This is a genomic window from Gemella sp. zg-1178 (assembly GCF_018790995.1).
Classification (GTDB): Bacteria; Bacillota; Bacilli; order Staphylococcales; family Gemellaceae; genus Gemelliphila.
In genome coordinates this window covers 1-14,156 of the sequence record NZ_JAHKEI010000008.1, presented here as the reverse complement: position 1 = coordinate 14,156, position 14,156 = coordinate 1, and the positions used below count along the sequence as shown (strand labels likewise).

Here is a 14,156-nt window from a genome sequence, read left to right as displayed (position 1 = left end):
ATTACAAGTAATATAATAACATAGTTTATTACTTTATTCAAAATATGCTATATAAATTATTAAATACAGTATGTTTCATAAATTATTTTAATGTGCTACTATATACATTTTAAATTTTTCAAAATTTTATTTTTAAAAATTCATAGAATATTTTTTATAGATTATTTCATAAATAAAATTTTTATCTTTATTATTACAATTCAATCTATAAAATTATTTTATTTGTTGTTCATATTATAATGAAGATAAGCGTCAATAAAATCAAAAATTTCTCCATTCATCACCTTATCTATATTATTAACTTCATAGTTAGTTCTATGGTCTTTTACCATAGTATAGGGAGTAAAGACATAAGATTTTATTTGAGAACCCCAAGCAATAGACTTTTGTTCTCCTCTTATTTGATTTAATTCTTTTTCCTTTTCTTCTAACTCTCTTTGGTATAAACGAGATTTTAATTCTTTCATAGCTATATCCCTATTCATAATTTGACTACGTTCTGCCTGTGATTGAACTACTAAGCCAGTGGGAATATGTGTTATTCTAACTGCTGAATCTGTAGTATTGATATGTTGACCACCTGCTCCCCCTGCCCTGTATGTATCTATTCTTAAATCTTCTGCTGACAAATCAAGAGAAATTTCTGAATCTGTAAACTCTGGAATTACGTCAACAGAACAAAAAGAAGTGTGTCTTTTCCCTGACGGGTCAAATGGTGAAATTCTAATAAATCTATGCACGCCTTTTTCTCCTTTTAACAAGCCGTAAGCATAATCTCCATCTACACGAAGCGTTACTGACTTAACTCCACATATATCACCAGATTGATAATTAAAATATTTACAACTTAAACCTTGTTTTTGAAAAAATCTTTCATACATTTTTAATAATATTTCTGCACAATCTGTTGCATCACTTCCGCCAGCCCCTGCATGAATTTCAAAAATTGCAACATTATTATCATATTTTTCTGATAGCAATAATCTAAGTGTAAAACTATCCATCTTTTCTCTTAAATCTTTTTGACTACGTAATAATTCTTCATACATATCCATATCTTCTTCTAATTTAAGATATTCTAATATTTCTATATTATGTTCTAAGAGTAAATTTAATTCTTCAAACTCTGCCAATTCTTTTTTTAACAATTTAGATTCCGCAACCATGCTCGTAGCTTTTTCGCTGTCATTCCAAAAATTAATTTCCAGCATAAAATTATCTAATTCGGCTACTCTTTGAATTTTTGAATCTAAATTTAATGAAATTTTAAAATCAGCAATACTTTTTTCTATATCTTCTAATTCTTTTTTTAATTCAACCAATTCCAAAATAATTTCCTCAAATCTCTTTTAAGTTTAATTTTAATATTTAACCATATAATTATACAATAATATTTTAAAAATTTATAGTTTGCATTACAATTAAAATAAGTAAATTACTTGAATAGAAGATAATAATTTATTTTATTTTTATAATGTAGTATAATGTATAGAAAAGATTTTGGAGCAATATATGGTAAACTATCCTAATGGGAATAATAAATTTTCACAAAAAATTACATATTCTAATCGTGGAATGCACCTCGAAGATGATATTAATTTTGCAAATAAATTTTATTTAAAAAATGATACTGCTGTAATTCACAAAAAACCAATCCCCATACAAATAGTAAAAGTAGATTATCCAAGTAGAAATAATGCTATGATAAAAAAAGCCTTCTATAAGGTTCCGTCAACTACTGACTATAATGGAATTTATAAGGGAAAATATATTGACTTTGAAGCTAAAGAAACTAATTCTACAACATCTTTTTCACTTAATAATATTCATAAACATCAGATTGAACACATGGCTAGTATAACTAGGCATGGAGGTATAGCTTTTATCATAGTGAGATTTAAAAAAATTAATAGAACTTTTATCATGCCATTTAAAAAATTAATTAATTTTTATGAACGTTCAATAAAGGGTGGTAGAAAATCTATAAAACTTAGTGAGTTTGTAGAAAATAGTTTTGAACTTGATTTTAATTACAAAATTAGACTAGATTATATTAAAATAATAAAAGATTATGAGAGTGAGTTTATGTAATTATGAATAAAAATTTATTAAACATATTAAAAAATATTTGCTCTGTTGTATTCTTTATAACTACTATACTTACTTTTTTGATTTCTATATTTTTACTTGTAGAATTTTACAAATTACCAGAAATATCAAAAGATAAACTTACAAGTAAATTAAGCACAACTATTTATGATAGAGATAATAATGTTATAGCCATACTGGGAAATGAAAGAAGAGAATTTATTGAAGTAGAAAAAGTACCTGACACTTTAAAAGAAGCTGTTCTCTCTATCGAAGATACTAGATTTTATGAACACACTGGTATTGACCCAAAGAGAATAATCAAAGCCTTATTTGTTAATGCTATTTCTGGTGAAGCTCTTGAAGGTGGTAGTACAATAACCCAACAAGTTGTTAAACAATCTCTTTTAACATCAACAAAAAGTTACGAAAGAAAATTACAAGAAGCATTTTTATCTTTAGAACTAGAAAAAAAATATGATAAAAATGATATTTTAGAAATGTATTTAAACAAAATATTTTATTCGGATAATAGATATGGAATATTAACTGCCTCTAAATATTTTTATGGAAAAGAATTAGATGAATTAACAATACCACAAATTGCTTTACTGGCTGGTATTCCACAGCAACCTATTGCATATAATCCTTATGACAATCCTGAAGGAGCAAAATCAAGAAGAGATACAGTCTTATATGCTATGTACAGTAATAATAAATTATCTAAAGAAGACTATGAAAAATATATTGAAGTTCCGATAACAGATGGTCTTGTAGAAAAAACTAAATCAGAAAGAATGATACAGGGAATATCAAATCCTCAATATGCTGCCTACATAGATTTTGTTGTTAAAGAAATAAAAAATTTAAATTTATTTCCAGAAGACAAAGACCCATTTTCTTTGGGGTTAAATATTTATACAAACTTAGATAAAGATTTACAAAGTTCTGTACAAGGAATGCTAGATACAGAGAGTTCACCTATGATTAAATCAGCTGCTCAAGCAGCAATAACTGTCCTAGATACTAAAAGTGGATTGGTAGAAGCTATTGGTGGTGGGAAAAATTATACTTATGGAGATTTTAATTTCGCAACAGATTCAAAATTACAACCTGGTTCATCCATAAAACCAATATTAGATTATGCTCCTGGTATTGAATATTACGGTTGGGATTCTGCTACTATTTTTTCTGATACTGCCTATCTAATAGCAGGAACAAATCACTATGTTCAAAACTGGGATAGGCGTTATCATGGTAATGTTACTATGCGTAAATCAGTAGCTCAATCTTATAACATACCTGCAATAAGAGCATTTGAAGCACTAGGCTTTGAAAGAAGTAAATACTTTGCTAGCAAATTAGGAATTAATATTTTATCAAAATCTGTTACTACTGCCATAGGTGGAAGTAGCGAAACAGTTTCTCCTATACAAATGGCTGGAGCTTTTGCAGCTTTTGGAAATAAGGGGATGTATAATAAGCCGTCTGCTTTAATAAAAATATTAGATAAAGATGGAAATGAAATACAAGGTATAAAAGAAGAAGCTAAGAGAGCAATGAATGAATCAACAGCATTTATAATGACAGATATTTTAAAAGATGTTATATCAGGCGCTGGGACATCACCTGGCGGAAGAATTGTGGGATTTGATATGGCGGCAAAATCTGGTTCAAGTACCTTTGATGAAAATTTAGCTAATTCTTTAGGAATAGATGCTGTCAGATCTACTAAAGATAGCTGGATGGTCGGATATACAACCGAACATACTGTTGCAATTTGGCAAGGTCCAGATAATATAGACTCTAAAGAAAAAGCCTTAAATATAAATCAGGCAGAATCAACACAACTTATTTTTGCAAGAATTATGAAATTAGCTCATAAAGATAAAATTCCTGCAAAATTTAAAGTTCCTAGCAGTGTAAAACAAGAAAATAAAATTTACTTTGCAACAGACAGAAGCACCGAAACTGATAATATGTATGTGGGGACAAATTTAGATTCTGTTTATCAATACAAATTATCTGAAAAAGTTAGAACAGAAAGAAATAATTCATCTTTATTAGCAAATATAAAAAAAATATTGCCAACTGAAGAAGATGACAAAACAAAAAACTCAAATTCAACCTCTTCTGCTAACACCAAAAAAAATAATAATTAAATTAAAAAGTCTATTCAACATTTATAGTTGAGTAGACTTTTATTTTAATTAAATATTGTTATGTAAATAATTAAACTTATGGTATAATATCTATAATAAAATTGAAAGGTTATAAATATGAAAAAACACAATTACAAAAATTTAAAAAAATATCTTTCAAAAAAATATTTTATAGCTACATTATTAATAATATTTTCTTTATCTTTTGGTATAGTTTTAGGTTTTTTTGGAAACTTAGTAAAAAATCAACCTGTTTTGTCTTATAGTGAAATGAAAGAAAAATTAAATGATATAAGTATAAACAGTGATATATATTTTACAAATGGAGAAAAAGTAGCTACTATTAATTCTGAACTGATAAGAAAAACTATTCCCCTATCTGATATGGGAATTAATATTAAAAATGCTATTATTGCAAGTGAAGATGCAAATTTCTACAACAACATGGGAGTAGAGCCATTTGCTGTATTAAGAGCAACATATAATGAATTAACACATCGTTCTATATCTGGTGGCAGTACAATAACTCAGCAATTAATAAAAAATCAGCTTTTAGATAATTCACGCTCTTATGAAAGAAAAGCTAAAGAAATTTTAATGTCAATAAGGGCAAATAAATATTTTACTAAAGAAGAAATATTAGAAACCTATCTAAACATGGTGCCTTTTGGTAAAAATAAATTAGGGCAAAATATTAACGGTATAGAAACAGCATCTCTTGGAGTTTTCGGAATGCATTCTAAAGATTTAAACATAGCACAAGCTGCATATTTAGCAGGATTTGTTCAATCACCTTTTAGGTACACACCTTTTGATTCAAGCGGTAATTTAAGAAGTGATGAAGAATTAAACGCTGGATTCCAAAGACAAGTATATGTTTTAGATAGAATGCTAAGCGAAAAATTTATTACTAAAGATGAATATAATGAGGCTTTAAACTTTGACATTAAATCATCTTTTATTACCGATTTAAAAAATGAAACTGACAATTATCCTTACATCACAAATGAAGTTATTACAGAAGTAACAAAAATATTCGCAAAAAAAATGGCTGAAGAAGAAGGAAAACTAAATGAGTTTAAAAATAATAACGATTATCGAAATACAATATTAGAAAAAGCTAAAGTAAAATTTACTACAGGTGGTTATAAGGTTAAAACTACTATTGATAAAAATTTACACGATAAATTACAAGAAGCTCGTGACAATTATCCTAGTTTTATTACCCAGAATGGTCAAAACATTCAACTTGGAGCTACTGTAATAGAAAATAAATCAGGTAAAATATTGGCTTTTATTGGCGGTAGAGATTTTGATAACCAACAATTAAATCATGCTACTAGAACTTATAGATCACCAGGTTCAACAATTAAACCTTTACTTGTTTATGGACCAGCTATCGAAAAAGGTTATATAACTCCTAACTCTTTATTATTGGATAAAAAATTTGATTTGAATGGTTGGAAACCAGAAAATTATGCTAAAAGAGAATTTAATTTATTAACTGCAAGAAAGGCTCTTGCTCAATCACTTAACTTATCTACAATAAGGTTATATTCTGCTTTCGTTAACGAAAATCCAATGGACGAGTATTTGAAAAAAATGGATTTTGAGGGGCTTACTAAATCTGATGAAACAACTTTATCAGCTGCCATAGGTGGATTAGATTATGGTTTTACCGTAGCACAGAATACTAGTGCCTTCGCCGCACTTGCTAATTCAGGAGAATTTAATAAGGCATATATTATAGAAGAAATAGAAGACAATAGTGAAAATATTATTTATAAACATGAAAAAAATAGTGTCCAAGTATATTCTAAAGAAACAAGTTATCTAATAGTAAACATGTTACATGATGTTATTACTAATATAGGAATTGCTCCAGACATAGCGGCTAGATTAAAATTTAACTCTGACAACCTTTTTGTAAAAACAGGTACATCAGAATATAATCACGACTTATGGACTGTCGGAGGAACTACAAATATTACTTTTGGTTTATGGACTGGCTATGACCAACCACAAGAAATTGCTGGATTCACGCACGCACATAATCAGTGGTCATATTTTATGAACGTTATAAATGAATATAATCCAGAACTTGTTGATGCTGATAAAAAATTTGAACAACCTCATACAGTTAGGTATATAGGCATTAATCAAATAAATAATGACACTGGTTCAACTTTAGACTTAGTACCTAGTGGTTTTACAAAATTATCTGATGAGAAAATGTATAAAAAATTTGGGTCCCTTATTGATAAAAATACTCAAAAAACTATAAAAGAAATTAATGAGGAAAAAGAAGAAGAAGAAAAAGAAAATAAAAAGAAAGATAAAGAAAAAGAAGATAAAAATATAGAAACAAATACATCTTCTTATCAATCAAAAAACAATCATAATAATGGTGACAATGATGATACAGAAGAAGATGTTTAATTTTAAAAATTAAATTAAGAAAAGACTAATAATTAAATTATTAGTCTTTTTTGTTTTTGATAATATATTTTTTACTTAAAAATATATTTTCTCTAATAGCTATTAAAATATTTTCTAAAAATTTTAATTCAGAATAAACTGAAGTATAAAATACCGATCCTTTAAAAACTTTTTTATATTATAACTAAGCATTCTTTTATTATCAAAAACTTATTATTAATTTTTTACACTAGCATAATTAAATAATTTTTTCAATAATAAAAATTCCACAATATTTGTGGCATTTTAAGCATTATTATCATGTAATTTATTTATTTTATTTGCTATTTCAGCTATAACCTTATCTGCATTTGTTATATTTGCAGTATATATAAGTATAATATAGTCCCCTTTGGTTTTGTCATAAACTATTGCTGTATCGTTTGCTACTCCCTTAATCTGACCATATTTACTAGCTATCTCTTTATTTTTTACTCCCTCTTTTATCCACTCACTAGACTTAGATTTTTTCAGATACTCTATTACTTTTGGATATTTATCTTGATTTTTATATAAATATATCCATGCAGTTTCCATACTTGCTGGCGTTAATTTATTATTTTTTAACATTAGGTCTGGCATATTTATATTAAAGTTAGAGAAAAACTTTTTTAGAAGTTGTAAAGCATTAGCATCACTTCTTAGTATCATATTAGTTGCTGTATTATCAGAATATGTCAACATGTTCATTATAACATAATCTAGGTCATAACTTTCTTTTTTAGGATTATTAGTTATTTCTCCATTGCCTGCTTGTAAATAGCTAGATTTATAAGAAATTTGTTCATTCTCACTGATTTGACCTAGAGCAATTCTATTATAAACGTGCATTGCATAAACAACTTTTGTGGTGCTTGCCATTGAAAAATATTCATTTTCGTTATGAGCAAATCTGTAACCACTATTCAAGTCATTATATACTAAACCTATTTTGTTCTTTTTATTTTTATTTTCATATTGACTTATTATTTTTTTTATTTCAGAATTTAATTGTTCGATAGATAATTTATTTTCTTTTGTTTGAGTTTCATTTACTTGTAAAGGATTATCTTGTTGTTTGTTTTGATTACTTTCTTTACTTTCTGTATTTTCAACATTTTTAACTTCATTCAAAAATAGGTGTCCATAAACATTTCTTGAATAGAAAACAGAAAAAATAATTACTCCACTTATAAATATTTCAAAAATAATTTTTATATTTTTCTTAGCCTTACTTTTTCCTACTTTCATTATATAAATCATTTCCTTAATATAAATTTATTTTATTATATCATATTTTAACAAATTCTTCATCAAAGTTTTAAATTACTTTTTAATTACTTTTTTATTACATATAAAATCTATTATAAATTTTATAGTTTATATATTAGCATAAATTAAAAATTAATTTACTTTATACAAGTTTTTTATTATAATTAGTATACCATATTTATACAAAAATATATTGAGGTTTATATGACACATGCTAAAGCTATTTTTTTCGGAGAACATTCTGTTGTTTATGGCAAAAAAGGTATTACTATACCCCTGCCAGAAATGAAAGTTACTGCTGAATTAAATAAAAATAATCACATTCAAAAAAGAGATAAAATACTAACCTACATTGCTAAAAAATGTAATGTTGCAGACACTACGCAAATAATAATTAAAAGTTCAATTCCTGTTGGTCGTGGACTTGGTTCTTCTGCTGCTTTATCTGTTGCTATTGCAAGAGCAAATAAGTGCCCTAATATAAAAGAAATTGCTGATGATTGCGAAAAATTTATCCATGGCAACCCCAGTGGTATAGATGTAAACCAAGTTTTAAGCGAAAAACCTTTAATTTTTTCAAAAAAAGATGGAGCTAAGCCTTTAAATTTTAATCTTAATGCTTTTTTACTTGTCATAGATACAGGCCTTATTGGAATTACTAAAGACGCAGTAAAAAGAGTAAAAGAAAATTATGAATTTAATAAAATTTATATTGAAGAATTAGGTGAAATTACAGAAAAAGTTTTGCCCTATTTATTAAAAAAAGATTTAAGAAAAATAGGATTTTTTATGGATAAGGCTCACGAACTTTTAAGAAAAATTGGTGTTAGTCATGAAAAAAATGATGATGTTGTAAAAATTTGTAAAAATAGCGGTGCTATCGGTGCTAAAATTACTGGTGGCGGTGATGGTGGTTGCTGTATAGCCCTAAGCGAAAATTTTGAAAAAGCAAAAATTATACAAGATAAACTGAAAGAAAGAGGATATTTATCATGGATAGTTTCAGTATAGGATATGCTAATATTGCCTTGGTTAAATACTGGGGAAAAAAATCAAAAAATCCAGTCTTACCCTATAATCCAAACATTTCATTGAGATTAGACAATCTATATTCAAAAACAAAAATAGAAGCTAGCCTATCAGGTGAAGATGAATTTTATATTAATGATGAAAAACAATCAGCCGAAGAAGTTACAAAAATAATTTCTTTTATAAATGAGTTTGTTCCTAAAAACAGAAAAAAAATTAAAATAATAAGTTTTAATACTGTGCCAACTGCTGCTGGTTTGTCATCAAGTTCAAGTGGCACTATGGCTTTAGTCCTAGCTTGTAACGATTATTTCAAACTCGGCAAAACTATTCAAGAAATGGTAGCAATAGCAAAAGAAGGGTCAGGATCTTCTTGCCGTAGCTTTTATAAAATGGCTAGTTGGTTAGAAGACGGTAGCGTAGAAGAAATTAAATGTGATTTAAAATTAGCTATGTTAGTATTGGTAGTAGATGAAAATAGAAAAAAAATATCCAGCAGAAATGCTATGGAACTTTGTGTGAAAACTTCAACAAATTTTTCTGACTGGTTAGCAAAAGCAAAAAAAGATTTTGTTTTGTTAAAAAAAGCAATTGCAGAAAATAATTTTACAAAAATAGGTCAAATAACAGAAAGTAATGCCCTAGCTATGCACTCTACTACAAAATATGCTACCCCCCCCTTTACTTTCCTAACCGAAGATAGTTACAAGGCTATGGAAATAGTAAAATCACTTAGAAATAAAGGGCTAGAAATTTATTTTACAATGGATGCTGGTCCTAATGTGAAAGTCCTTTATCTAAAAGAAAATCACGACATCATATATAAGGAAATAAAAAAATTATGGACGAAAAAAATAATCAAATGTATGGCATAGGATATGGAAAATTATATCTTTGTGGAGAATATGCCATATTAGAAGATTACTCAAAAGCAATTATAACAAGTGTGCCAAAACAAATATTTGCTTTTATTAGCAAGGCTGAAAAAACAACAATTTATGATAATATGCACAATACAGAAATTTGTATGAATGATAAGCATAAAAATTTTACAAATATTCAAAAGTTGATAAGATTTATCAGAGAATATACCGGTATTCATACAGATTTTTTCTTAACTATTCATAATGAACTTATTACAGAAAATAAAAAATATGGTTTAGGTTCATCAGGAGCAGTCTTAGTAGCAATTACAAAAGCAATCTTAAAATTTTATAATATTCCTTTTGATAATATGAAAATCTTTAAAATCGTTGTTACTTTTAGCCTACTAAACGGTATAAAAGGTTCTATGGGAGATGTAGCTTCTTCTTGTAATGAAGGAGTAATCTATTATCAAAAATTTAATCAAGAAAAATTAAATAACTACATAAAAAATAAGAGTCCAAAAGAAATAATTGACTACTTAGAGTGGCAAGGTCTTGTAATAGAATTAATAAATGTTAAAGCGCCTGTTGAAATGATAGCAAAATGGACTGGCGAAGTAATAGATACAAAAATTCATGTAAAAAATTGGGCTACAACTAAAAAAGAAATGAATTTAAAAACTAATCACCTTAGAACTAAAGTAAAACGTATGTTAGAAAAAAGAAAATATAAAAAATTTATTGACCGTTCTAATCAACTTACTTTAAGATTAAAATTATTTTTACAACAAAATAATCCTGAACTCATAATACCTATTATAAAAGATATTAGAAAAAATCTTTTATACCTAGAACAAATATCAAATATTCCCATGGAAACTATTGCCATGAAAAAATATATTATGAAATTCCCATGTGGTAAACAAAGCGGTTCTGGTTGTGGCGATATGGTACTAGGATTTAGAACAGCTACTACCAATAAATTTACAATTAACCTAGACTTAGAAAAACTATAAAGGAGCAAGCGTGAGAAAAAAAGACCATATTAAAATTGCACTTAGCGAAAAAACAAACAAAACAAGTTTAGATAAATATAGAATAGAATACAATAGCGTTCCAAAATTTGGAATTGAGGACTTAGATACTTCAACCATTATTTGTGGCAAAAAATGGCAATGGCCTTTTTTTATAAATGCTATTACTGCTGGTGGAGAATACTGTAATAAAATTAATAAAGACCTAGAAGAAATTTGTGAAAAATGTAATATAGAATTTTTTGCAGGTTCTTACTCTCCAGCCCTAAAAAATGAAGATGATAAAAAATCTTATCCGAAAAATCGTTCTGTAAATTTAGGTTTGGATAAAAATGCAGAAACAATTCTAATTGCTATTCAAGAAACAAGGGCTAAATACTTACAAGTTCACACTAATCCCCTACAAGAAATGATAATGCCAGAGGGTGATAGAAATTTTGAAAATTGGTACTCTACCCTTGAATTAGTCAGTAAAAAATCTCCTATTCCGATAATTTTAAAAGAAACAGGATTTGGAATGAACGAAAACACTATTAAAATGGCAATCAATTTAGGAATAAATGCTATTGATATTAGTGGTAAAGATGGCACCAACTTTGCTCGTATAGAAAATAAACGAACTTCTTTCCCCTCTTTATATTTAGAAGAAATAGGCTACACTACTGCTAAATCCTTAGAAATAGCAAAAATTTATAAAAATGAAATTGATATTATAGCTAGTGGTGGAATTAGAAATCCTTTAGACGTAATTAAATGTCTAGCACTCGGAGCAAAAGCTGTGGGTATATCTCGAACTTTTTTAGATATTTTATTAAATGAAGGAAAAGAAATTTTAATTGAAGAAATTAAAAAATGGCAAAGAGAAATTAAATATTTGATGATACTAACAAATTCAAAAAATTTAGAAGAATTATATGGAAAAATAAGTTTTATTGAATATATTTAGGTTAAATTAATATAATAAAAATCTATATAGCTCCAGATTTTAAAGTTAAAAGAGTGGTTAAAATTATAGATATTAAAAAGGAGAATGCTTAATATGAATATAATAAGTTTATTTTCAGGTGCGGGTGGATTAGATTTAGGTTTTAAAAAAGCTGGATTTAAAATAGTAGTAGCAAACGAATATGATAAAACTATTTGGAAAACATATGAAAAAAATCATAATACAGCACTTATAAAAGGCGATATATGTAATATACCATCAAGTATGTTCCCTGAATGCGATGGTATTATAGGAGGTCCTCCTTGTCAATCTTGGAGTGAAGCAGGTTCTTTAAAGGGAATTGATGACCCTAGAGGTCAGTTGTTTTATGAATATATACGAGTATTAAAAGATAAACAACCAAAATTTTTTCTTGCTGAAAATGTAAAGGGAATGATGGCCAAAAGACACAATATAGCAGTTAAAAATATTGTTTCTCAATTTGAAAAAGCTGGTTATGACGTTTTTATTCATTTATTAAACGCAAGCGATTATGGTGTTCCTCAAGATAGAAAAAGAGTATTTTATGTTGGATTTAGAAAAGATTTAAATATTAAATTTAATGAACCACCAAAATCATATAATTTTAAATTAACATTTAAAGATGCAATTTTTGATTTGAAAGATAGTGCAATACCAGCTTTAGAAAAAAATAAAACTAATGAAGAAAAATGTAAAATTTCTAATCATGAGTATTTTATTGGAGACTACTCACCTATTTTTATGAGTAGAAATAGAGTAAGAACATGGGAACAACAAGCATTTACTGTACAAGCATCTGGTAGACAATGTCAGTTGCATCCACAAGCTCCTGTAATGCCTAAAATAGAAAAAAATAAACATGTATTCAAAAATGGTAAAGAATATTTGTACAGAAGATTATCGGTAAGAGAATGTGCGAGAATTCAAGGTTTCCCAGATAATTTTAAATTTTATTATACAAATTTAAATGACGGATATAAAATGATTGGCAATGCTGTTCCTGTAAATCTTGCATACGAAATGGCAAAAGCAATTATTTCAGCAATAAAGAATAATTAAATATAAATTTTTAATTGGAGGAGTTTATGAGTAAAAAAAGTAATAATCAAGGTAGAGCTTATGAATTTTCATATTTAATAACTTTATATAAAGAAATTTCTAAAATCAGACCTGTAATTATAAATAAAAACAGTAGTTATTTTTCTGCTGAAAAAGCATGGAATACATTAACGGATGATAATAAAAATTTATATAAAGTTAGTGCTTTAGCTGGAATTAACACTATTTTCGACCTTGAACCATTAATTTTAGACGATAGTAATGATGAATTAGAGATAGAAATTCAAGCAGATGATAAAGGGAAATTAGGAGATGTTAGAGATATTTTAATTATAAGACAAGGTATTGAATGGGAAATTGGTCTTAGTATAAAACATAATCATTTTGCTGTAAAACATAGCAGACTATCAAAAAAATTAGATTTTGGTGAAAAATGGTATGGTAAAAATTGCTCAGAACTATATTGGAGAGATATTAAACCTATTTTTGAATATCTCGATAACGAAAAGAAAAAATCTTCAAAATGGAGTGATTTACCTAACAAAGAAGATGATGTATATGTACCTTTGCTAAAAGCATTTAAAAAAGAGTTGGAAAGACAAAATACTTTGAATAAAAAAGAAATTCCAAAGTTAATAGTTGAATATTTACTAGGTAAGTTTGATTTTTATAAAATTATTGGAATTGATAATAAAAAAATAACTCAAATACAAAGTTATAATTTAAGAGGAACATTAAATAAACCAGGCAATGAAAGAAAGAAAAATATTGAAATACCAATATCAATATTACCTACAAGAATTGTAAGTTTAGATTTTAAACCTAATAGTAAAAACACTTTAGAACTATACCTTGATGCTGGATGGCAATTTAGTTTTAGAATACACAACGCTTCAACTAAAGTTGAGCCTAGTTTGAAATTTGATATACAAATTATAGGTATGCCCACAACTATTATTCCAATAGATTGCAAATGGAAACAATAAAAATACTCAATATTTAAAAAAATATAAATATTATATAATGTCATATAAAAAAAAGACAGCCTAAACTAAGGTGACCCCATAAAGTTGTACCTAATACCAGAGTAAGCTCTAATGCTAAGTCTGGTATTTCTTTATATCTTTCCTCCCCTAAAGGTAGGAAATTTTTATGCTGTATTCTTCTTTCTATATTCTACTGGTGATAAGTATCCTAATTTTTCTTTTATCCTTTCGTCGTT

The 14,156-nt window shown here is 27.1% G+C and carries 11 protein-coding genes; 9 read left to right on the top strand and 2 right to left on the bottom strand.

What is annotated here, in order from left to right:
* Window positions 1-218 precede the first annotated feature (218 nt).
* Window positions 219-1,328, bottom strand: coding sequence for a peptide chain release factor 2 (gene prfB / locus KMP12_RS03285; RefSeq protein WP_215756321.1), 1,110 nt, complete (start codon window positions 1,326-1,328; stop codon window positions 219-221).
* 184 nt (window positions 1,329-1,512) lie between these two features.
* Between prfB and recU the strand changes: the two genes are divergently transcribed.
* The 3 genes from recU (at window position 1,513) to KMP12_RS03270 (ending at window position 6,689) form a co-directional block, all read left to right on the top strand.
* Window positions 1,513-2,091 (top strand): Holliday junction resolvase RecU, encoded by a 579-nt coding sequence (recU, locus tag KMP12_RS03280; protein WP_215756320.1) that lies wholly within the window; start codon window positions 1,513-1,515, stop codon window positions 2,089-2,091.
* 2 nt (window positions 2,092-2,093) lie between these two features.
* The gene (locus tag KMP12_RS03275) at window positions 2,094-4,250 is read left to right on the top strand and encodes a transglycosylase domain-containing protein (protein ID WP_215756319.1); all 2,157 of its coding nucleotides are present in this window, start codon (window positions 2,094-2,096) and stop codon (window positions 4,248-4,250) included.
* A gap of 117 nt (window positions 4,251-4,367) precedes the next feature.
* Window positions 4,368-6,689 (top strand): transglycosylase domain-containing protein, encoded by a 2,322-nt coding sequence (locus KMP12_RS03270; RefSeq protein WP_215756318.1) that lies wholly within the window; start codon window positions 4,368-4,370, stop codon window positions 6,687-6,689.
* A gap of 285 nt (window positions 6,690-6,974) precedes the next feature.
* On the opposite strand, the gene KMP12_RS03265 is transcribed toward KMP12_RS03270, so the two are convergent.
* A complete protein-coding gene (locus KMP12_RS03265) occupies window positions 6,975-7,958 on the bottom strand; it encodes a serine hydrolase (RefSeq protein WP_215756317.1) in 984 nt (327 codons plus the stop codon).
* A gap of 225 nt (window positions 7,959-8,183) precedes the next feature.
* On the opposite strand from KMP12_RS03265, the gene mvk reads away from it, so the two are divergent.
* The 6 genes from mvk (at window position 8,184) to KMP12_RS03235 (ending at window position 13,920) form a co-directional block, all read left to right on the top strand.
* Window positions 8,184-8,990 carry a mevalonate kinase gene (gene mvk, locus KMP12_RS03260; RefSeq protein ID WP_215756316.1) on the top strand — a complete coding sequence of 269 codons (807 nt, stop codon included), beginning with the start codon at window positions 8,184-8,186 and terminating at the stop codon, window positions 8,988-8,990.
* A complete protein-coding gene (gene mvaD, locus KMP12_RS03255) occupies window positions 8,972-9,883 on the top strand; it encodes a diphosphomevalonate decarboxylase (protein ID WP_215756315.1) in 912 nt (303 codons plus the stop codon). Before mvk ends, mvaD begins: the two co-directional genes overlap by 19 nt.
* Window positions 9,850-10,890 (top strand): mevalonate kinase family protein, encoded by a 1,041-nt coding sequence (locus tag KMP12_RS03250; RefSeq protein ID WP_215756314.1) that lies wholly within the window; start codon window positions 9,850-9,852, stop codon window positions 10,888-10,890. Before mvaD ends, KMP12_RS03250 begins: the two co-directional genes overlap by 34 nt.
* A 10-nt stretch (window positions 10,891-10,900) precedes the next feature.
* Entirely contained in the window at window positions 10,901-11,854 is a 954-nt protein-coding gene (gene fni, locus KMP12_RS03245) for a type 2 isopentenyl-diphosphate Delta-isomerase (RefSeq protein WP_215756313.1), read from the top strand.
* Between the two features lie 93 nt (window positions 11,855-11,947).
* Window positions 11,948-12,934 (top strand): DNA cytosine methyltransferase, encoded by a 987-nt coding sequence (locus KMP12_RS03240; protein ID WP_215756312.1) that lies wholly within the window; start codon window positions 11,948-11,950, stop codon window positions 12,932-12,934.
* A gap of 26 nt (window positions 12,935-12,960) precedes the next feature.
* Window positions 12,961-13,920: a HaeIII family restriction endonuclease gene (locus KMP12_RS03235; RefSeq protein ID WP_215756311.1), complete on the top strand. Its 960-nt coding sequence runs from the start codon at window positions 12,961-12,963 to the stop codon at window positions 13,918-13,920.
* The last annotated feature ends 236 nt before the right edge of the window (window positions 13,921-14,156 follow it).